The organism is Mesorhizobium sp. M0239, from assembly GCF_040321815.1.
In the GTDB taxonomy this organism is placed as follows: domain Bacteria; phylum Pseudomonadota; class Alphaproteobacteria; order Rhizobiales; family Rhizobiaceae; genus Mesorhizobium.
Map to the genome: position 1 here is coordinate 1 of NZ_JAMYSG010000002.1, position 19,079 is coordinate 19,079.

The following is a 19,079-nucleotide window of genomic DNA, read 5'->3' on the forward strand; positions in this document are numbered from 1 at the left end:
CGCACTGTCGCCCGTCTGATGGCCGAACTGCCCGAGATCGGCCTCATCTCCAACAAGGCCATCGCCAAGCTGGCAGGCCTGGCTCCTTTCGCCAACGATAGCGGCAAGCGCACCGGCAACAGGCATGTGCGAGGCGGACGCGCCGGGCCGCGTGGCATCCTCTTCATCGTCGCAGCTATCGTGGCCAAATTCGATCCTCATCTCAAAGCTTTCGCTCAACGGTTGCAACAGGCGGGAAAGCCAAAAATGCTCATCCGCATCGCACTCGCCAGAAAACTCCTGGTCATCCTCAATGCAAAAGCACGCGATGCGCGCAACGAGTTCGTAATTGCAACTTGACACCCCAGATAGTCGCTCTCCCCGATCGACGGGGGAGAGGAAAGGCGCGAACCTGTTGCAGCACGGCTCCCTTCCTCCCTTCGGGAGAGAACTCACGAGGCGGTGAGGTCACGCCAGAATGACGATGATCGAAACCAACCCGAACAGGGCGATCAGCAGATAGTCGGCAACGCGATAGAGTTTCAGCGCCTGCCTGATGTCGAGGCTGTCGGCTTCGCGCCGCCCACCTTCGCCCATGAAGACGTCGTCGACCAGTACGCCGCCGTAGCTGCGCGGCCCGGCGAGCGACAGGCCGAGCGCGCCGGCCATCGCCGCTTCCGGCCAGCCGGCATTGGGTGAGCGATGTTTTTTCGCGTCGCGCAATACCGCATGCCAGGCATTTTTCGCATCAGCGCCTTTGACGAGGAACGCCGCCAGCACGATCAGCAGCGCCGTCAGCCGCGACGCCGGCAGATTGATCCAGTCGTCGAAGCGCGCCGCTGCCCAGCCGAACGCCTCGTGGCGCGGGGTGCGGTGGCCGATCATCGAATCGGCGGTGTTGGCGGCCTTGTAGGCGGCGCCGCCGGCCAGGCCGCCGACGCCGGTCCAGAAGGCGGGGGCGACGATGCCGTCAGAGAAATTCTCGGCCAGGCTCTCGATCGCCGCGCGGCAGACGCCGGCCCTGTCGAGCGTTTCAGGGTCGCGGCCGACGATCCGCGAAACGGCAACGCGGCCCAAAGCCAGGCCGCCGGTGTCGAGCGCGTCAGCCACCGCCTCGACATGCTCATAGAGGCTCTTTTGCGACAGAAGCGACGTTGCCAGAAGGGCCGTGATGACGAGGCCCATGGGAACAAACCAGAACAGGATCTGCACGCCCAGGCCAATTATCGCCGGCACCAGCACGATGACCAGCAGCGCCTGGACACCACGCTTGCGACGCAGCGCGTCGGGATCAGTGGCGCGGTTGAGCCTGTGGTCGAGAAAGGATATCAGCCTGCCGAACCACGTCACCGGATGGCCGATGGCGCGAAACAGCCAATCGGGGTAACCGAGGGCGAATTCGACGGCCAATGACAGGAAAGCGATCAGGACTGACATGAAGCTTCTTAATGGGGCGGTTGTGGACCATGGTGGAAGTCTTGGCCGCGCGAGGGGGCTTTTTCCCAACGCCCTGCTGCCATTCGTCGACCTCTCGACCGGTATCAATCCGCACTCCTACCCGCTTTTCGACCTGCCCGCCACCTCGCTGTCGCGGTTGCCGGAAGCCGCGCGCACGCGTGAGCTGACAGAGATCGCTGCCAGTGCCTATGGGGCGCCGTCGCCAGCCAACATCGTGGCGGCACCGGGCACGCAGATCCTGTTGCCGCGCGTCGCCTCGCTGATTACCCCCGGAAGGGCGCTGGTGCTGGGTCCGACCTACGCCGAACATGCCCGCGCAGCAGTGATCGCCGGGCACGCGGTGACCGAGGTCGGCGATTTCGCTGACCTGGCGGACGCCGACCTTGCCATCATCGTCAATCCGAACAATCCGGATGGACGTGTCATCGAGCGCGACCGGTTGCTGGCTCTGGCTGCCGGATTGCGCGCCAAGGGCGGGCTGCTGGTTGTCGACGAGGCGTTCATGGATGTTGGGCCGCGCGAGCATAGCCTCTGCGGCGATGTCGGCCAGGGCGGTATCGTCGTCCTGCGTTCGTTCGGCAAGTTCTTCGGCCTGGCCGGGCTGCGGCTCGGGTTTGCACTTTCCGATGTAGCGACGGTCGAACGGCTTGAGACGCAATTCGGGCCATGGGCCGTCGCCGGCCCGGCGCTGGAATACGGCATCCGCGCGCTTGCCGACATCGACTGGCAGGACGCGATGCGATCATCTCTTGCCGGCGCATCGGCGCGGCTCGACGCGCTGTTGGCCCGCTTCGGCGTACCCGTAGCGGGCGGCACCACATTGTATCGTTTCCTCAGTTTGACCAATGCCGCCGATTTGTTTGCCGCGCTCGGCGAGCGCGGCATCCTGCTTCGCCATTTTGCCGATCGGCCTGACGTTCTGCGCGCCGGCCTGCCGGGAAGTGAGGAGGAATGGCAGCGGCTCGAGACCGCTCTTGCCGAATGGGCGTCGCGGCGCGAGCATCAATCGAAGGGTTCAAAACAATGATCCATGTCTGTTCGCTGGCAAAGATCGAGGAAACGGTGGCCAGGACCGGCGCCGACCGCATGCTGTCGCTGCTTGCCGCCGGAACGGAGGTGGTCCGTCCGGCGTCGATCGCCCGAGAAAACCATCTGCATCTGGTCATGCATGACATCGCGGCGGCGCAGGACGGCATGACCATGCCGGGCGAGGAGCATGTCCGTAACCTGCTCGATTTCGCGCGCCGCTGGGACCGGGCAAGGCCGATGCTCGTGCATTGCTATGCCGGCATCAGCCGCTCGACCGCCTCCGCCTACATCATTGCGGCGGCATTGGCGCCGAAACGCGATGAGGCCGAACTGGCTCAGACATTGCGGACGCTGTCGCCATCGGCGACACCCAATCCGCGGCTGATTGCGGTGGCCGACGCACTGCTAGATCGCAACGGCCGCATGATCGAGGCGATCGAATCGATCGGGCGCGGCGCCGATGCCTTCGAAGGAACGCCTTTCGCGCTGAGGATCGACAGCTAGCTGCCCCATGTCGTTGTTCGATTATCGAGTGCCCTCATTCGCCCAATCTTCATGCCCGTGGCGTACCCGGACAATGAACACGTCGTCGTCGGCTTCGATCCGGTAGACGACAAGATGGGCTTTGAAGGGATGGATACGCATCGGTGGCCTCAATTCAAGCCGCTCTCGCGCTATTCGGGGACTGGCAGCGATCAGGTCAAAGATCGTGAACAACTCGTCATGATACTGTCTGGCCTGCACAGCGCCGAACAGGCGCACCCCTTGCTCGGCAATACCGACGATGTCCTCTTCCGCGGCTAAAGAAAGGCGAAATCCCACTACCTATTGCCGGATGGCTTTTCAGCGCGTTTAACCGCCTCCGTGAAAAGCGCGTCCCTGGATCGATTGCCGATGCCACTCTTCAAGCCATCATCGACAAAGCGCTGCATGGCGGCAATCTTGTCGTTGCGCTCCTGATCCCGACGGATCAAATCGCGCACATAATCGCTCGCGTTGGCGTAGCGGCCCGTTTCGGTTTGCGCCTCAACCCAATCTTTCATCGGATCGGGCAATGATACGTTCATCGTTGCCATACTGGCCTCCATATCCCGTCCAGTATGGCCCATTTTGGCAAAGTTTGTCAAAATCTCTTGTGCGGAAATCTCTCTGTGCAAAAGCGTGATCGTCTGATCCGCCCTCCGTCGCCTGGTTTGTTCAAGAGGACAGCGTTTGCCTTTCGATGCCAGGCCACTGGTTTGGAGGCTACGTCAACCAGTCCGCGAGCTTCGCCTTGCGCACATCCCGCAGCAGGCTGATGAACCCGTCGGCCTGATATTCTGCCGTCAGCCGGCCCTTCTCCGCCGTCGCGATGCTGGCATCGCCGACGACGCCGTTCGGGTTGAGATCGCCAGCGATCCAGGCGAAGGCATGGGTGCCGGTGTGGCGCAGGAGCGAAAATTCGTTTTCGGCCTTGGCGACATTAGAAACGAAATTGTCGGCCTTGCCCATGTCGACGAGGTCCGGCCGGAAATGCAGCATCAGCGAGGTCTCGACATCGCCGCCATGGATGCCGTGACGGTCCTCGAGCTCGGTGTACATGCCGGCCGGACGACCAAAACGCTGCCAACTGGTTTTTACCGCCAGCATCTTTTCGCGCACGCGCAATTCGCGCGTGACAATGCCCATGATCTCCTCGTTGCCGCCATGCGAATTGACCACGATCAGCTTGCGCACCCCGGCGCGCGCGATCGACAGGCCAAGCTGGGTCCAGGCTTCTATCAGCGTGGTTGCTGGCAGAGTGAGGGTGCCCGGCGCGTGCAGATGTTCGTTCGACTTGCCCACCGCCTGGACCGGCAGGATGCGGATGTCGAGATTGTCGGGCAGGCGGGCGATGACCGTGTCGAGCATGCCGTTCATGATCGAGGTGTCGGTCGAGACAGGCAGATGCGGGCCATGCTGCTCGATCGCCGCCACCGGCAGCACGGCGATCGTCGCCTCCGGATCGATCGAGGCGTATTCGGTGGTCCGGTAGTCGCCCCACCACACACGTTTCTTCGCAACAGTCATGTCATGCCTCTTCGATGAACGGCCAGACCTAGCGCGGCGGAGGTTGTCTGTCGATCACCCGGCCGCGATGGCCTCGACCTCGACCTTGAATTCGGGGCGGGCAAAGCCGGAAACGATCATCAGCGTCGAGGCCGGCGCGGGGCTGGAAAACAGCTGGTCGCGGACATCCATATAGGGCCGCAGATGCGCGCGGTCGGTGACATAGGCGTTGATACGGATGATGTCGCGTAGGCCCAGCCCGGCTTCGCCGAGAATCGCTTCGATGTTGCGGAAGCAGAGTTCGGCCTGCGCGCCGGCCTCTTCGGGAATCTGGTCGTCCGCGGTGATGGCGACCTGACCCGAGCACAGCACCAGCCGCTTGCCAGCCGGCACCTCGACGCCGTGGCTGTAGCGGGCAAAGGGCGGCTTGATCGACTTCGGGGTGAGGAATCTGAACATGGCAATCTCCTGGATGCCGTCAGCCTAAAGCCGGACCCACTACACCTTCAAGATGGCGGTGCATGTTGCCCGGGCGATTGTGGACAGCCGTTCAAAAAATAGGCACGATGCCTTCCGTACAGCATGACCCGTCCGCCCTTGGCATGGCAACGTCTTTCAAGCGGGCGGCCGCGGCGCCAGACGCCGGTGGCATGTGTCTTGCTTCTTGAATCTTTGGTGTCGAGCCTGGCGCGTGGCGCGCCGGAGCAAACAGAGGGTGGTGTCGATGTACGGAAAACAGAAGATCTCGGTGGCGGTTGTGGCCCTGCTTGCAGCCAGCACGCTGGGTGCTGCTGCGAATGAGAAAGTCACCTTCGGCACCAACTGGTTGGCCGAGCCGGAGCATGGCGGATATTACCAGTCCGTGGCGGACGGCACCTATGCCGCCTGCGGCCTCGACGTCACCATTATGCAGGGCGGTCCGCAGGTCAGCGGCCGGCCGATGCTGCTGGCCGGCAAGATCGATTTCTACATGGGCGGCAATCTGCTGTCGGCTTTCGATGCCGTGCAGCAAGGCATTCCCATGCGGGTGGTGGCGGCGGATTTCCAGAAGGACCCGCAGGTCATCATGTCCCATCCCGGCGAAGGGCTCGACAAATGGGAGGACCTGAAGAACGCCGACCAGTACATATTGGGTGACGAGGGCGTGCAGACCTTCTTCCAGTGGATGGTCATCGAACTCGGCTTCGATGCCTCCAAGCGCGCGCCCTACACCTACAACACCGCTCCCTTCCTCGCCAACAAGAAGTCGATCCAGCAGGGCTACGTCACCTCCGAGCCGTTCGCGGTCAAGAAGGAGGGCGGCTTCGTGCCGAACCAGTTCCTGCTCGCCGACTATGGCTGGGACACCTACTCTACGACGATCGAGGTGATGCAGGACACGATCGACAAGAAGCCGGAGGTAGTCCAGTGCTTCGTCGATGGCTCCGCCAAGGGCTGGTACAAATATCTCTACGGCGACAACAAGGCCGCCAACGACTTGATCAAGAAAGACAATCCCGACATGAGCGACGAGCAGATCGCGTTCTCGATCGAGCAGATGAAGAAGTTCGGCCTGGCCGATTCCGGCGACACCGAAAAGCTCGGCATCGGCGCCATGACCGACGAGCGGATCAAGAGTTTCTACGACAAGATGGTCAAGGCCAAGGTCACGCCCGACGGCATCGACATCAAGAAGGCCTACACACTGACCTTCATCAACAAGGGCGTCGGGCTCGAGCTGAAGAAATAGGCCGGTCCCGGCATGATAAGGGAAAAAGTGGCGCCAGCGCCGGCTGTGTCGGGTACGGCCCCGACGCTTCTGGCGCTGCGCGGCGTCGGCAAGGTATTTTCCAACGGCGTGACGGCGCTCAGCGACGTCGACCTGACCATCCGGGAAGGCGATTTCCTCAGCCTGCTTGGGCCGTCGGGGTGCGGCAAGTCGACGGCGCTGCGGCTGATCGCCGGCCTGTCGACGCCGACCTCCGGCGTGCTCGACTGGCGCGGCGGCGGCGCGCTTGACCGCTCAAACATCGGCTTCGTCTTTCAGGAGCCGACGCTGCTGCCCTGGGCCAATGTTTTCGACAATGTCTGGCTGCCGCTTCGGCTGAAAGGCATTTCGCGCGCCAAGGTGACACCGGCGATCACGGAGATGCTGGCGCGGGTGCACCTGACCGGTTTCGAAGACGCGGTGCCGCGCGAACTGTCCGGCGGCATGAAGATGCGCGTCTCGATCGCGCGCGCAATGGTGACCAAACCGCGCGTGCTGCTGATGGACGAACCGTTCGCCGCACTCGACGAGATCACCCGCTTCAAGCTCAACAACGATCTCCTGGAACTGTGGCAGGACGAACGCTTCACCGTCGTTTTCGTCACCCACAGCGTCTTTGAAAGCGTGTTCCTCTCCAACCGCGTCGTCGTCATGGCGGCGCGTCCGGGCAGGGTGTTCGACGAACTCGCCATCGAGGCCTCCTATCCGCGCGACGAGGCGTTTCGTACCTCGCCCGACTATGCGGCCCTCTGCCGGCAGGCCTCCGATGTGTTGGTCAATGCCATCAATTCAACAGCAGGCGCGCATCATGACGGCCATTGACGAGCGCGTGCTCGAACTCGACCCCGAGGAAGCGCGCCGCGTGCGCCAAGAGCGGTTCGAACGGATCGGCCGCTGGCTGCTGCCGCTAACGATCATGATCCTGGCGATCTGGCTGTGGGATCGCATCTGCGTCTGGAACGCGATTCCGCAATACATCCTGCCGCGCCCGGGCGTGGTGCTGTGGACGCTCTACAACGACGCCGGCCTGCTGTTTTCCTCGCTGCTGGTGACCTTGCGCATCACCTTCCTCAGCCTGGCTCTGGCGGTCGTCGGCGGGGTCGGGCTGGCGGTGCTGTTCGCGCAATCGAAATGGGTCGAGATGTCGTTCTTTCCCTTCGCCATCGTGCTGCAGGTGACGCCGATCGTGGCGATCTTTCCGCTGATCAACATCTATGTGAACGACCAGACGACCAAGCTTCTGCTGTGCGCCTGGATCGTCGCCTTCTTTCCGATCCTGTCCAACACCACGCTTGGCCTCAACTCCGTCGACCGCAATCTGCGCGACATGTTCAAGCTCAATGGCGCGACGCGCTGGCAGCAATTGCGCTATCTCAGGCTGCCGGCCGCGATGCCCTATTTCCTCGGCGGGCTGAAGATCGCCGGCGGCCTGTCGCTGATCGGCGCGGTGGTGGCCGAGTTCGTCGCCGGCACCACCGGCCAGTCGTCCGGCCTTGCCTCGCGCATCATCGAGGCCGGTTACCGGCTCAACGCGCCGCGGCTGTTCGCGGCGCTGTTCCTGATCTCGCTGACCGGCATTTTGATCTTCCTCGTGCTGTCGCTGATTTCGCATCTCATTTTGCGGCGCTGGCACGAAAGCGCACTGAAGCAGGAGCGCTAGGCCCTTGATTCCGAACACAGGTTCATACCGGCTCGCCAATGTCAGGCTTCACGCATCCCTGACCCCAGGCCTTGGCGCTGCTCTCGACAGGGATGGCTTTGCGCTTGCCGACGTCACTATCGCGGACGGCAAAATCGCAGGCATTGCCGCCCGCGGTCGTGCAGCGCCTGCTGATGCCGTCGATCTTGGCGGCCGCATCGTGCTGCCATGCTTCGTCGACAGCCACACGCATATCGACAAGGGCCATATCTGGCCGCGAAAGCCCAATCCCGACGGCACGTTCTTGGGCGCGCTGAATGCCGCCGGCGCCGATCGTGTGGCACGCTGGAGCGCCGAGGACGTTGCGAAACGGATGGATTTCTCGCTGCGCTCAGCCTACGCCCATGGCACCAGGGCGCTGCGCACGCATCTCGACAGCGTCGCGCCGCAGGAGGAAATCTCCTGGCCGGTGTTCGAGGCGATGCGCGAGGCATGGCGCGGCCGCATCGAGTTGCAGGGCGCCTGTTTGCTCGGCATCGAAGGCGTACGCGACAAAAAGTGGTTCGACAGGCTGGCAAAGAGGGTTGCCGCGGCAAAGGGCGTGCTCGGTGTCGTCACCTATATGGTGCCGGACCTCGAAGAACTGCTCGACCATGTCTTCGCGCAAGCGATCAAGCATGGCCTCGATCTCGATTTCCATGCCGACGAGACCGATGACATCTCCGCCATATCGCTGAAGAAGATCGCCGAGGCCGCTCTTTGGAACGGTTTCGAAGGAAAGATCCTCGTCGGCCATTGCTGCTCGCTTGCGCGCCAGCCGGACCTCGACGTGCTCGACACGCTGGACAAGGTGGCGAAGGCAGGGCTAGCCGTCGTTTCATTGCCGATGTGCAATCTCTATTTGCAGGATCGGCGCGGCGACGGCACCACGCCGCGCTGGCGTGGTGTGACGCTGCTGCACGAAATGAAGGCGAGGGGCATTGCGGTTGCCGTCGCATCCGACAATACGCGTGACCCATTTTATGCCTATGGCGACCTCGACATGCTGGAGGTCTACCGCATGGCGACGCGCATCCTGCACTTCGATCATCCGGTCGCCGACTGGCCGCAAGCGGTCACCGCGACGCCGGCCAGGGTGATGCGGCTTGATGGCTTCGGCACGCTTGCCGCCGGCGGCGATGCCGATTTTGTCCTGTTCAAAGGCCGAAGCTGGACGGAATTGCTCTCGCGGCCCGAATCGGATCGCATCGTGGTGCGCGGCGGCAAGGCGATCGACCGGCAATTGCCCGACTATGCCGAACTCGACGAACTGATGGTGGAATGATGGACGTTTCGGCGCTCAAACGCGATCTTGACGGGCTCAAGGTCGACGACAATCCGGCCATCGTCCAGCAGAAGAGCCGTGACTTCTACTGGTACAGCCCGGTGCTGAAGCAGCAACTGGACCATGTCACCGGCGATCTGATCGTGACGCCGAAGAACGAGGCCGAACTGATCCGCGTGCTTGCCGCCTGTCATCGCCATGGCGTGCCGGTGACACCGCGCGGCAGCGGCACCGGCAATTACGGCCAGGCGATGCCGCTCTCCGGCGGCGTCGTGCTCAACCTTGCCGAGATGAACGAGATCAAGTCGATCGCCCCGGGTCGCGTCGTGACCGGACCGGGGGCCATTCTGGCCGATATCGACAAGGCAACGCGAGCGCATTCCGGGCAGGAACTCCGGCTATCGCCCTCTACCTACAACACCGCTTCGATCGGCGGCTTCATCGCCGGCGGTTCGGGCGGCGTCGGCTCGATCAATTTCGGTGGCCTGCGTGATTTCGGCAATGTGCTCCGGCTGCGCGTGGTGACCATGGAGGCCGAGCCGAAAGCGCTCGAACTCACCGGCGAGGATCTGCACAAGGTGACCCATGCCTACGGCACCAACGGCATCATATCGGAGGTCGAGATGCCGCTGACCGCGGCTTATGAATGGATCGACGTCATCGTCGGCTTCGACGCTTTCATGGATGCGGCCCGCTATGGAAATGCACTGGCGTGCCAGGACGGTATCCTGACCAAGCTGATCACGCCGATAGCGGCACCCGTGCCACAGCTTTATTTCAAGCGGCACCAGAAATTCCTGCAGCAGGGGCAGAGCATCTGCGTCGTCATGGTGGCGCGGCATGGGCTGGACGCTTTACTGGCCTTCACCGGCCGGGCCGGTGGCGAGGTGATCTACAATGCCGCAACCGCAACGCTGGACGAAAAGAAGGGGCTGCCGCCGGCCTATGAGCTGGCCTGGAACCACACGACGCTGAGGGCGCTGCGCGTCGATCCTTCGATTACCTATCTGCAGTCGCTCTATCCCTTTCCCAACCAGCTCGCGTTGGTCGAAAAGATGGACAAGATGTTTCCGGGCGAGGTTTTCTCGCATCTGGAATTCGTGCGGCTGGACGGCAACATCACCTGCTTCGGCCTGCCGCTGGTCAAGTTCACCAGCGAGGCTCGGCTCGACGAGATCGTGCGCCTGCATGAGGAGAATGGCTGCCCGATCTTCAACCCGCATCGCTACACGCTGGAAGAGGGCGGCATGAAGCAGACCGACGCGGTGCAGCTCGCCTTCAAGCGCGAGACCGATCCGCAAGGCCTGCTCAACCCCGGCAAGATGATCGCCTGGGAAAACCCGGACTACGACTACCGTTCGGGCCGGACGTTCTTGTTCAAGGGGTTGCAGAGAGTGGGATGAGGAGAGGTTTGCGCTTGAGTACCCCCCTCTGTCCTGCCGGACATCTCCCCCGCAAGGGGGGAGATTGGCAGCCTTTGAGTCGCGACCATTCTGCGGCGTCGACAGTTAGCGAAAGCGATACGGCAGTCCGATCTCCCCCCTTGCGGGGGAGATGCCCGGCAGGGCAGAGGGGGGTGCCTCGCACTGACCTAGGGGATATTCCCCTGTGAACATCCTCGTCCTTTACGCCCATCCGGTCGAGACCAGCTTCAATGCCGGCCTGCACCGCATGATCGTAGAGCGGTTGACGGCGGCGGGCCATACGGTCGATGACTGCGACCTCTACGCGGAGGATTTCGATCCGCGGATGACGCGGCAGGAAAGGCTGGACTACCACAATCCGCGCGGCGCCGCTGACGCTGCCGCACCTTATGTCGAACGCCTGCTGCGAGCCGATGCGCTGGTGCTTTCCTATCCAGTCTGGAACTATGGCTTTCCAGCGATACTGAAAGGCTTTTTCGATCGCGTCTTCCTTCCCGGCGTGTCGTTCAAGCTGGTCGACGGCAAGGCGCAGCCGTCGCTGCACAACATACGCAAGGTTGCGGCGGTGACCACTTATGGCGGCAGCCGGTTCCGCGCCATGCTGATGGGCGATCCGCCGCGCAAACTGATCAAGCGCATGCTGCGCGCCACCGTCAAACCGGGCGCGCCGGTGACCTACCTCGCGCACTACGCGATGAATCTCTCGACCGATGACACACGGCGGAAATTCATTGCCAAGGTCGCGGCCAGCATGGATGCCTTCTGATGCGTGCGCTGGTGGTCTACTGCCATCCGGTGCCCGACAGCTTCTGTGCGGCCATTCGCGACAGCGCCGTCGAGGTGCTGATGCGACGAGGCTGGGAGGTGCGGCTGCTCGACCTCTACGCCGATAAATTCGACCCGGTGATGGGTTGCGACGAGCGACGCTCCTACAATGACCAAGCGCCGCAGGACCCGGCGCTGAAGCCGCATTTCGAGCTGCTCAACTGGGCCGAAGCGATCCTGTTTGTATATCCGACCTGGTGGTACGGACTGCCGGCGATGCTGAAGGGCTGGCTCGACCGGGTGTGGGCGACGGACGTCGCCTTCAAGCTGCCGGCCGGCAAGGGGCGGATCAAGTCGCTGATGACGCATGTGACCAAGGTCGGTGTCATCACCACCTGCGGCGCCCCGACCTGGTGGAGCGTCGTCGTCGGCCAGCCGGGACGCAAGACCCTGCTGCGCGGCATGCGGGCGCTGTGCGCGACGCGCTGCCGGACGTTTTTCCTGGCGCACTATTTGATGGATGCCTCGACGCCGGCAACAAGGGCGGCGTTTCTGGCGAAGGTGCGGGCAAAGCTGGAGCGGTTTTGAGAAGCGGGGTCTCGTAGGGCGCTATCCCCACCCCGTCCCGCAATCTCCGCTCTGCTCCGACCGCGAGCCGACCCTCCCCACAAGGGGGAGGGTAAGAGGCGCTACATCTTCACCCGCTCGGCCTTCGGATCATACATCGGCTTCAGCGAGGCTTCCGCCGCAAAGCGCTCGCCGGCGATCTCGATTTCGTAGGATGAAGCCAGCACATCCGCTTCGCTCTCGCCCTGGCATGGCACATAGCCTAGCCCGACCGCGCCGCCGAGATGATGGCCGTAATTGCCTGAAGTGATCGGGCCGACGATCTTGCCGTCGCGCAGGATCGCTTCGTTGTGGAAGAGCAGGGGCTCTGGATCCTTCAGGCGGAACTGGACGAGCCGGCGTGACAGGCCGGCTTCCTTCTTGCGCAGCACGGCATCGCGGCCGATGAAGTCGCCCTTGGCGGTCTTCACCGCGAAGCCAAGGCCGGCTTCCAGCACATTGTCTTCATCGGTGATGTCGTGGCCGAAATGCCTGAAGGCCTTTTCGATGCGGCAGGAATCCAGCGTGTGCAGGCCGCAGAGCTTCAGGCCGCCTTCGGCGCCGGCCTCATCGATCGCCTCGAAGACATGAGCCGCCTGGTCGGTCGAGACATAGAGTTCCCAGCCGAGTTCGCCGACATAGGTGACGCGGTGGGCGCGGGCCAGGCCCATGCCGATCTCGATTTCCTGGAACGTGCCGAACGGATTTTTATCATTGGAAAAATCGTTGGGGCTGACCTTTTGGATCAGCTTTCTTGCGTCCGGGCCCATCAGGCAGAGCACGCTTTCGGCCGCCGTCACGTCGGTGACGACGACGAACTCGTCGGTGATGTGCCTGCGCAGCCAGGCGAGATCGCGCTGCAGCGTGGCGCCGGGGACGACGAGAAAGAAAGCCGTCTCGGACAACCGCGAGACCGTCAGATCGCTCTCGATGCCGCCGCGCTTGTTGAGCATCTGGGTGTAGACAATCTTGCCCGGCGCTACATCCATGTCGTTGGCGCACAGTCTTTGCAGGAAAGCGCTGGCGTCGCGGCCCTCGACGCGGATCTTGCCGAACGAGGTCATGTCGAACAGGCCGACGCCGTTCCTGACCGCAAGGTGTTCTTCGCGCTGGTTGTCGAACCAGTTCTGGCGCTTCCAGGAATAGCGGTATTCGCGCTCCTGGCCCTCGCGAGCGAACCAGTTGGCGCGCTCCCAGCCGGCGACTTCGCCGAATACGGCGCCGCGCGCCTTCAGATGCTCGTGCAGCGGCGAACGCCTGACATTCCTCGATGTCGCCATCTGCCGATAGGGGAAATGGTCGGCATAGAGCAGGCCGAGCGTTTCCGAGACGCGTTCCTTCAAATAGCGGCGGTTCTTCTGGAACGGCTGGGCGCGGCGGATGTCGACTTCCCACAGGTCGAACGGGGCTTCGCCGTCATTGATCCACTGCGCCAGCGCCATGCCGGCGCCGCCGGAGGAGACGATGCCGATCGAATTGTAGCCGGTCGCCATCCAGTAGCCGGACAGTTCCGGCGCCTCGCCGAGATAGTAGCGGTCGTCGGGCGTAAAACTCTCAGGACCGTTGAAGAAGGTGTGGATGCCGGCGGTTGCCAGCATCGGCATGCGGTTGACGCCCATTTCGAGGATCGGCTCGAAATGCTCCATGTCCTCCGGCAACTGGTCGAAGCAGAAATCCTCGCTTATGCCGTCCATGCCCCAGGGTTTTGCCACCGGCTCGAAGGCGCCCAGCATCATCTTGCCGGCGTCCTCCTTGTAGTAGGCGCACTCGTCCGGCACCCGCAGCACCGGCAGACGGGTGAGGCCGGGGATCGGTTCGGTGACGAGGTAAAAATGCTCGCAGGCATGCAGCGGGATGGTGACGCCGTTCTGCGCTCCCAGTTCGCGCGCCCACATGCCGGCGCAGTTGACGACGATGTCGGCTTCGATCGTGCCTTGGTCTTCGCCCTGTGCCCAGGACACGCCGCTGACGCGGCCGGCCTTGGTATGGACCTTGGTGACCTTCACATTCTCGACGATGGTGGCGCCGCGCTGGCGCGCGCCCTTGGCCAGGGCCATGGCGATGTTGGCGGGGTCGCATTGGCCGTCGAGCGGCAGATGCACGGCACCGACGACATCGGAAACATTGAGATGCGGGTACATCTCGCTGACTTCCCTGGGCGAAATCTCACGCACGTCGACATCGAAGGCACGCGCCAGCGACGCTTGCCTGTAGATCTCGTGCTTGCGCTCCTCGGTCAGCGCCACGGTAATCGAACCGACCTGGCGCATGCCGGTGCCGACCTCGGTCTCGGCTTCCAGCTTGACGTAGAGATCGGCGGAATATTTGGCCAGCCGTGTCATGTTCTGCGAACCGCGCAACTGGCCGATCAGGCCGGCGGCGTGCCATGTCGTGCCCGACGTCAGCTGTTTGCGTTCGAGAAGCACGATGTCAGTCCAGCCGAGCTTGGCCAGGTGATAGGCGACCGAACAGCCGGAAACGCCGCCGCCGATGATGACCGCTCTTGCTTTGGCGGGAATTGCCTTGGCGGTCATGCTGCCTCGCGACGGTAGCTGGAAGCAAAGCGGCGCAGACGAAGTGCAGCTTCCTGCAGCACGGGTTCGGGCTGGCAGAGGCTGATGCGAATGTGGCCGGCGGCCGCTTCGCCGAAGCTGGAGCCGGGCATGACGCCAACCTTTTCGCTGTCGAGCAGGGCCCAGGCGAATTTCTCGTCGTCCGGTTCGACGGCCGAGATGTCGAGCATGACATACATGCCGCCCTCCGAACCGCGCACGGTGACATCGTTCATGCCCCGCACGGCGTCGAGCAAGACGGTGCGGCGTGCCGCGTAACGTTCGGCGATCTCCTTGACACCGTAACGGTTCTCCAGCGCCTCGGAACAAGCAATCGAGATGAAGGCCGGCAGGCCGTAGGTCGTCACCAGATTGAGATTGATCATGAGCGTGATCATCTCCTCCGGTCCCGTCAGCCAGCCCATGCGCCAGCCGGTCATGCCGTGGCTCTTGGACATCGAATTGATGACCAGCGTCCGCTCGGCCATCCCTGGCAGCGAGCGCGGCGAGACGTGCTCGCCGCCGCCGAGCGTCCAGTAGACTTCGTCCGACAGAAGCCAGAGGTCGTGCTCCCGGCAGACTTCTGCCAACTGCTCCAGCCGCTCGCGCGAATAGACAGCTCCTGTCGGATTGTTCGGCGTGTTGATCAGGACGGCGCGCGTGTTCGGCCGGATTGCCGCGCGGATCATGTCGGCACGCGGCTGGAAGCCATCCTCGGCCGGTGTCTCGACGACGGTGAAATCAGCGCCTGCGGCGCTGAACGTGTTGGGATAGGTGGCATAATAGGGCGCCACGACGATGGCGTGATCGCCCTGGTCGAGCACGCCCTGCACGGCGGCGTAGAGTGCGGCCTGGCCACCCGGTGTGGCGATCACCTGATCCGGCGACGTCTCGATGCCGGTGCAGGCGGTCGAGGCCGCCGCCATCGCCCTGCGCAGGCGCGGCAAGCCGGGAAGCGGGGTATAGTGATGATTGCTGCCGCGAACCGCGGTCACACAGGCTTCGATGGTCTGCGAAGGCGTGTCGAAATCATGGTCGCCGACCGACAGCATGATGATGTCTTCGCCGGCCTCCTTGCGCGTCCAGGCGGCGAAATGGACTTCCCAGCCGTCCTTGCCCGAAGGCACGATGCCGGAAATACGCGATGATGGTCTAGGCATGCAAAACTCCCGAAATTTCGTAGCCGGCCTGTTCGAGCCGGTCGCGCAGGGCGGCGATGTGCGGCGGTCCGACTTCGCAGCAGCCGCCAACGATGCTTGCCCCAGCCTCGACCCAGCCGATCGCCTGGTCGGCATAGGCATCCGGGCCAAGGTCGTGACGGGCGTGCAGCACATCGACGGTGCCGCCGTGCTTGAGTGCTTCGGTTGAAGTGAAGCCATTGGCGTAGGCGCCGACCGGGCCGCCGAGGTCGATCAGTTCAGGCAAAGCCGCGGCGATTGCTTCCGGCCGGCAGCAATTGACCAGCCGCGCGGCGACTGCCAGGCCATCGAGCGCGCCTGCCGCGGCGGCTATTGTCTCGCCGCTGCGCAGCCGTGGCTTGCCGTGGTCGGCCAGCGTCCACGACACCCATACCGGCTTGCCGCTTTCCGATGCCGCGGTGACCGCCGCGCGGGCTTCGTCCGCCGACGCCATGGTTTCACACAGGAACAGGTCGACGCCATCGGCCTGCTCGGCAACGATGTGGCGGTAAATATCGAGCGTGTCCTCGAAGGAAATGGTCAGTGCCGGTGCATAGCTGCCGAAAAGCGGCGACAGGCAGCCGGCGATGGCTGCATCGCCGGCCTCGTCGCGGGCCTGCCTGGCCAATTCGATGCCGCGCTTCTGCAATGGCTTGAAGAGGTCTTCCGCGCCCTCGCGCGCCAGGCGTTCGGGTGTCGCAGAATAGGTGTTGATGGTGATGACACGTGCGCCGGCACGGATGAATTCCGCGTGCAGGTCGCGCACCAAATCGGGTTCGTCGATCAGCACCCTGGCCGACCAAAGCGGTGTCGGCTCGGATTTGCTGCGGCGGACCAGTTCCTGGCCCATCCCGCCATCGGTGAGGATGATTTTCTTCATGCGCGCAGCCTTTCGTTCTTCGGATCCCACAGCGGTTCATCCTTCTGCACGATCGCCTGAAAGCGGTCACCGAAGATTTCGACCTCGACTGATGTACCTGGTTCGGCCAGGTCGGCGCGCAGCATGCCGAGTGCGATCGACTTGTCGATGCGATGACCCCAGCCGCCCGACGTCGTCTCGCCGACGATCTTGCCGTCATGCCAGAGTGTAGAAACTGACGGAGCGTCGCAATCGCCGGGGTTTTCCACCACCAGCGTGACGAAGCGCTTCTTCACGCCTTGCTGCTTTTCGTTCTGGAGTGCCGCCTTGCCGCGGAAGTCGGGCTTGTCCCATTTGACGAAGCGCTCCAACCCGCCCTGCAGGATCGAATAGTCGGTCGACAGGTCGCCCTTCCAGGTGCGGTAGCCTTTTTCGAGCCTGAGCGAATCCAGCGCATACATGCCGAACGGCTTCAGCCCATGCTGTTGTCCCGCCGCGCAGATGGCATCGAAGATGGCGGCGGTGTCGTCGATCCTGGTGTGGATTTCCCAGCCGAGTTCGCCGGCGAAGGAGACGCGCACGAGTTTGGCCCAGCGACCGGCGATCTTTGTCTCCTGATGCGTCAGCCATGGCAGAGTGAGGTCGGCTTCGCAGACATCAGCGAGGATTTTTCGCGAGTTGGGGCCGGCCAGGATCTGGGTGGAAAATTCCTCGGTCCGGTCGATCAGCTTGAACGGGGCGTCCTTGGGCAGGCGCGATTTCAGCCACTCGAAATCATGCCATTGCGCGACCGCCGCGGTGATCAGCGTCATCAGGTTGTCGTCGTGGCGCACCACGGACATTTCGGTGACGATACGGCCCTTGTCGTCGGCGAAATAGGCCAGGCCGATGCGGCCTGGCTTCGGCACCAGCCCAGTGACCTGCAGGCTCAGCCATTCGGCGGCACCCGGGCCTTCGAGGTTGAAGCGCGAGAAGCCCGGCAGGTCCAAAATGCCGGCGGCATCGCGCACGGCCAGGCATTCTTCACGCACACGATGGTGCCAGGGTCCTTCGCGGCGGAAGGTCAGCGTCGCTTCCTCTGAAATATCATCGCCCTCTTGCGCATACCAGGTGGCGCGCTCCCAGCCATTATAGGCGTCGAAGCGGCCGCCGAGCGCCTTGATGCGATCGTGGATCGGCGACAGCTTGCGGTCGCGGCCTTCCGGCCAGGCATGGCGCGGGAACTGGATGGCGTATTCGTTGCCGTAGATCTCCATGCCCTTGGCGACGCAATAGTCCGGCGCCGCGGCAAAGGAGGTGAAGCGGCGCGGGTCGCATGACCACATGTCCCATTCGGTCTGGCCCTCTGTCACCCATTCGGCCAGCACCTTGCCGGCGCCGCCGCCCTGGGCGATGCCGAAGGTGAAGACGCAGGCCTCGAAGGCATTGGGAACGCCGGGCATCGGGCCGATCAGCGGATTGCCGTCCGGCGTGTAGGGGATCGGGCCATTGATGACCTTGGACAGGCCGGCGGTGCCCAGGATCGGCACGCGGGCGACGGCGTCGGCCAGATAATGTTCGAGCCGGTCGAGATCGTCGGGGAACAGCTGGAAGGAAAAATCCTCCGGCATCGGGTCGTTGTGGGTGGCCCAATGCGCGCGGCAATTGCGCTCATAGGGGCCGAGATTCATGCCGTTCTTCTCCTGGCGAAGATAGTAGGAGGTGTCGACGTCGCGCAGCAGCGGCAGTTTCTTCCCCTGTTCCTTCGACCATGCCGCCAGTTCGGGAATCTCCTCGAACAAAATGTACTGATGGCTCATCACCATCATCGGCACGTCGCGGCCGAACATCCGGCCGACTTCGGCGGCGCGGTAGCCGGCGGCATTGACGACGATCTCGCAGCGGATCTCACCTTGTGCCGTCTCGACCACCCATTCGTCGTTCTCACGGCGCACGCCTGTGACCGGGCAGAAGCGGATGATCTTCGCGCCCATGTCGCGCGCACCCTTGGCCAGCGCCTGGGTGAGCTGCGCCGGATCGATGTCGCCGTCGCTCGGGTCGTAGAGCGCGCCTTTCAGGTCATGCGTCTCGATGAAGGGATAGCGACGCTGGATCTCGTCGACACCGACAATGTCGATGTCCATGCCCTGGTAGAGGCCCATGCCCTTGGCGCGCTGAAATTCCTGCATGCGCTCTTTCGTGTGGGCAAGGCGCAGCGAGCCGGTGACGTGATAGTTCATGGGATAGTCGACCGCGTCGGCCAGCCCGCGATAAAGCTCGGTCGAATAGCGCTGCATGTTCATCAGCGACCAGGACGAGGAGAAAGTCGGCACGTTGCCAGCGGCATGCCAGGTCGAGCCCGAAGTCAGCTCGTTCTTTTCCAAGAGCACGCAGTCGGTCCAGCCCGCCTTGGCGAGATGGTAGAGCGAGGAGGTGCCGACGGCACCGCCTCCGATGATCACCACGCGCGCCGTGCTCGGCAAACCCGCCATGTTCTTCTCCAAACTTGAAC

General features: G+C 63.3%; 19 protein-coding genes. 10 read left to right on the forward strand and 9 right to left on the reverse strand.

Annotated elements, in window-relative coordinates:
- Positions 1 to 339, forward strand: a 339-nt coding sequence (locus tag NKI99_RS01650) for a transposase (protein WP_352609475.1), incomplete at its 5' end; no start/stop codon positions are given.
- 108 nt (positions 340 to 447) lie between these two features.
- Here the strand turns inward: NKI99_RS01650 and cbiB are convergent.
- Positions 448 to 1,416 carry an adenosylcobinamide-phosphate synthase CbiB gene (gene cbiB / locus NKI99_RS01655; RefSeq protein WP_352609477.1) on the reverse strand — a complete coding sequence of 323 codons (969 nt, stop codon included), beginning with the start codon at positions 1,414 to 1,416 and terminating at the stop codon, positions 448 to 450.
- On the opposite strand from cbiB, the gene cobD reads away from it, so the two are divergent.
- A complete protein-coding gene (gene cobD / locus NKI99_RS01660; RefSeq protein WP_352609479.1) occupies positions 1,415 to 2,464 on the forward strand; it encodes a threonine-phosphate decarboxylase CobD in 1,050 nt (349 codons plus the stop codon). The two genes, cbiB and cobD, sit on opposite strands and share 2 nt — an antisense overlap.
- A complete protein-coding gene (locus NKI99_RS01665) occupies positions 2,461 to 2,970 on the forward strand; it encodes a tyrosine phosphatase family protein (protein WP_023812360.1) in 510 nt (169 codons plus the stop codon). The genes cobD and NKI99_RS01665 overlap by 4 nt, the downstream gene beginning before the upstream one ends.
- A gap of 21 nt (positions 2,971 to 2,991) precedes the next feature.
- Here the strand turns inward: NKI99_RS01665 and NKI99_RS01670 are convergent, their stop codons facing one another.
- The 4 genes from NKI99_RS01670 to NKI99_RS01685 form a co-directional block, all read right to left on the reverse strand.
- A complete protein-coding gene (locus NKI99_RS01670; protein ID WP_127291894.1) occupies positions 2,992 to 3,288 on the reverse strand; it encodes a type II toxin-antitoxin system RelE/ParE family toxin in 297 nt (98 codons plus the stop codon).
- Positions 3,288 to 3,542, reverse strand: a complete 255-nt coding sequence (locus NKI99_RS01675) for a type II toxin-antitoxin system ParD family antitoxin (RefSeq protein ID WP_023812358.1) — start codon at positions 3,540 to 3,542, stop codon at positions 3,288 to 3,290. The genes NKI99_RS01670 and NKI99_RS01675 overlap by 1 nt, the downstream gene beginning before the upstream one ends.
- A gap of 169 nt (positions 3,543 to 3,711) precedes the next feature.
- On the reverse strand, positions 3,712 to 4,515 hold the full coding sequence (locus NKI99_RS01680) for a creatininase family protein (RefSeq protein WP_352609481.1): 804 nt from the start codon (positions 4,513 to 4,515) through the stop codon (positions 3,712 to 3,714).
- Between the two features lie 54 nt (positions 4,516 to 4,569).
- The gene (locus NKI99_RS01685; protein WP_352609483.1) at positions 4,570 to 4,953 is read right to left on the reverse strand and encodes a RidA family protein; all 384 of its coding nucleotides are present in this window, start codon (positions 4,951 to 4,953) and stop codon (positions 4,570 to 4,572) included.
- A 265-nt stretch (positions 4,954 to 5,218) separates the two neighbouring features.
- Between NKI99_RS01685 and NKI99_RS01690 the strand changes: the two genes are divergently transcribed.
- The 7 genes from NKI99_RS01690 (at position 5,219) to NKI99_RS01720 (ending at position 11,981) form a co-directional block, all read left to right on the forward strand.
- On the forward strand, positions 5,219 to 6,223 hold the full coding sequence (locus tag NKI99_RS01690; protein WP_352609486.1) for an ABC transporter substrate-binding protein: 1,005 nt from the start codon (positions 5,219 to 5,221) through the stop codon (positions 6,221 to 6,223).
- Positions 6,224 to 6,235: 12 nt separating this feature from the next.
- Positions 6,236 to 7,063, forward strand: coding sequence for an ABC transporter ATP-binding protein (locus NKI99_RS01695; RefSeq protein ID WP_352609488.1), 828 nt, complete (start codon positions 6,236 to 6,238; stop codon positions 7,061 to 7,063).
- On the forward strand, positions 7,050 to 7,901 hold the full coding sequence (locus tag NKI99_RS01700) for an ABC transporter permease (RefSeq protein WP_128304401.1): 852 nt from the start codon (positions 7,050 to 7,052) through the stop codon (positions 7,899 to 7,901). The genes NKI99_RS01695 and NKI99_RS01700 overlap by 14 nt, the downstream gene beginning before the upstream one ends.
- Before the next feature lie 4 nt (positions 7,902 to 7,905).
- Positions 7,906 to 9,204 carry a cytosine deaminase gene (locus NKI99_RS01705; protein WP_352609490.1) on the forward strand — a complete coding sequence of 433 codons (1,299 nt, stop codon included), beginning with the start codon at positions 7,906 to 7,908 and terminating at the stop codon, positions 9,202 to 9,204.
- Positions 9,204 to 10,607, forward strand: coding sequence for an FAD-binding oxidoreductase (locus NKI99_RS01710; protein ID WP_031213523.1), 1,404 nt, complete (start codon positions 9,204 to 9,206; stop codon positions 10,605 to 10,607). Before NKI99_RS01705 ends, NKI99_RS01710 begins: the two co-directional genes overlap by 1 nt.
- A gap of 205 nt (positions 10,608 to 10,812) precedes the next feature.
- Entirely contained in the window at positions 10,813 to 11,394 is a 582-nt protein-coding gene (locus NKI99_RS01715; protein WP_352609492.1) for an NAD(P)H-dependent oxidoreductase, read from the forward strand.
- Positions 11,394 to 11,981 carry an NAD(P)H-dependent oxidoreductase gene (locus NKI99_RS01720; RefSeq protein WP_023812349.1) on the forward strand — a complete coding sequence of 196 codons (588 nt, stop codon included), beginning with the start codon at positions 11,394 to 11,396 and terminating at the stop codon, positions 11,979 to 11,981. The genes NKI99_RS01715 and NKI99_RS01720 overlap by 1 nt, the downstream gene beginning before the upstream one ends.
- 101 nt (positions 11,982 to 12,082) lie before the next feature.
- On the opposite strand, the gene NKI99_RS01725 is transcribed toward NKI99_RS01720, so the two are convergent.
- The 4 genes from NKI99_RS01725 to NKI99_RS01740 are packed head-to-tail and all read right to left on the reverse strand — an operon-like array spanning position 12,083 to position 19,059.
- On the reverse strand, positions 12,083 to 14,533 hold the full coding sequence (locus NKI99_RS01725; protein ID WP_352609494.1) for a GcvT family protein: 2,451 nt from the start codon (positions 14,531 to 14,533) through the stop codon (positions 12,083 to 12,085).
- Positions 14,530 to 15,711, reverse strand: a complete 1,182-nt coding sequence (locus NKI99_RS01730) for a pyridoxal phosphate-dependent aminotransferase (RefSeq protein ID WP_352609496.1) — start codon at positions 15,709 to 15,711, stop codon at positions 14,530 to 14,532. The genes NKI99_RS01725 and NKI99_RS01730 overlap by 4 nt, the downstream gene beginning before the upstream one ends.
- Positions 15,704 to 16,609 carry a homocysteine S-methyltransferase family protein gene (locus tag NKI99_RS01735; protein WP_352609498.1) on the reverse strand — a complete coding sequence of 302 codons (906 nt, stop codon included), beginning with the start codon at positions 16,607 to 16,609 and terminating at the stop codon, positions 15,704 to 15,706. Before NKI99_RS01735 ends, NKI99_RS01730 begins: the two co-directional genes overlap by 8 nt.
- Complete coding sequence (locus NKI99_RS01740; protein WP_352609500.1) at positions 16,606 to 19,059, reverse strand: GcvT family protein; 2,454 nt, start codon at positions 19,057 to 19,059, stop codon at positions 16,606 to 16,608. Before NKI99_RS01740 ends, NKI99_RS01735 begins: the two co-directional genes overlap by 4 nt.
- Positions 19,060 to 19,079: the final 20 nt, after the last annotated feature.

Bases quoted from the DNA above. Each gene is read 5' to 3' on its own strand.
- NKI99_RS01730 (WP_352609496.1), bottom strand. From the start codon at position 15,711: ATGCCTAGACCATCATCGCGTATTTCCGGCATCGTGCCTTCGGGCAAG.
- NKI99_RS01700 (WP_128304401.1), top strand. From the start codon at position 7,050: ATGACGGCCATTGACGAGCGCGTGCTCGAACTCGACCCCGAGGAAGCG.
- NKI99_RS01720 (WP_023812349.1), top strand. From the start codon at position 11,394: ATGCGTGCGCTGGTGGTCTACTGCCATCCGGTGCCCGACAGCTTCTGT.
- cbiB (WP_352609477.1), bottom strand. From the start codon at position 1,416: ATGTCAGTCCTGATCGCTTTCCTGTCATTGGCCGTCGAATTCGCCCTC.
- cobD (WP_352609479.1), top strand. From the start codon at position 1,415: ATGAAGCTTCTTAATGGGGCGGTTGTGGACCATGGTGGAAGTCTTGGC.
- NKI99_RS01690 (WP_352609486.1), top strand. From the start codon at position 5,219: ATGTACGGAAAACAGAAGATCTCGGTGGCGGTTGTGGCCCTGCTTGCA.
- NKI99_RS01710 (WP_031213523.1), top strand. From the start codon at position 9,204: ATGGACGTTTCGGCGCTCAAACGCGATCTTGACGGGCTCAAGGTCGAC.
- NKI99_RS01735 (WP_352609498.1), bottom strand. From the start codon at position 16,609: ATGAAGAAAATCATCCTCACCGATGGCGGGATGGGCCAGGAACTGGTC.
- NKI99_RS01685 (WP_352609483.1), bottom strand. From the start codon at position 4,953: ATGTTCAGATTCCTCACCCCGAAGTCGATCAAGCCGCCCTTTGCCCGC.
- NKI99_RS01740 (WP_352609500.1), bottom strand. From the start codon at position 19,059: ATGGCGGGTTTGCCGAGCACGGCGCGCGTGGTGATCATCGGAGGCGGT.
- NKI99_RS01695 (WP_352609488.1), top strand. From the start codon at position 6,236: ATGATAAGGGAAAAAGTGGCGCCAGCGCCGGCTGTGTCGGGTACGGCC.
- NKI99_RS01665 (WP_023812360.1), top strand. From the start codon at position 2,461: ATGATCCATGTCTGTTCGCTGGCAAAGATCGAGGAAACGGTGGCCAGG.
- NKI99_RS01680 (WP_352609481.1), bottom strand. From the start codon at position 4,515: ATGACTGTTGCGAAGAAACGTGTGTGGTGGGGCGACTACCGGACCACC.
- NKI99_RS01675 (WP_023812358.1), bottom strand. From the start codon at position 3,542: ATGGCAACGATGAACGTATCATTGCCCGATCCGATGAAAGATTGGGTT.
- NKI99_RS01725 (WP_352609494.1), bottom strand. From the start codon at position 14,533: ATGACCGCCAAGGCAATTCCCGCCAAAGCAAGAGCGGTCATCATCGGC.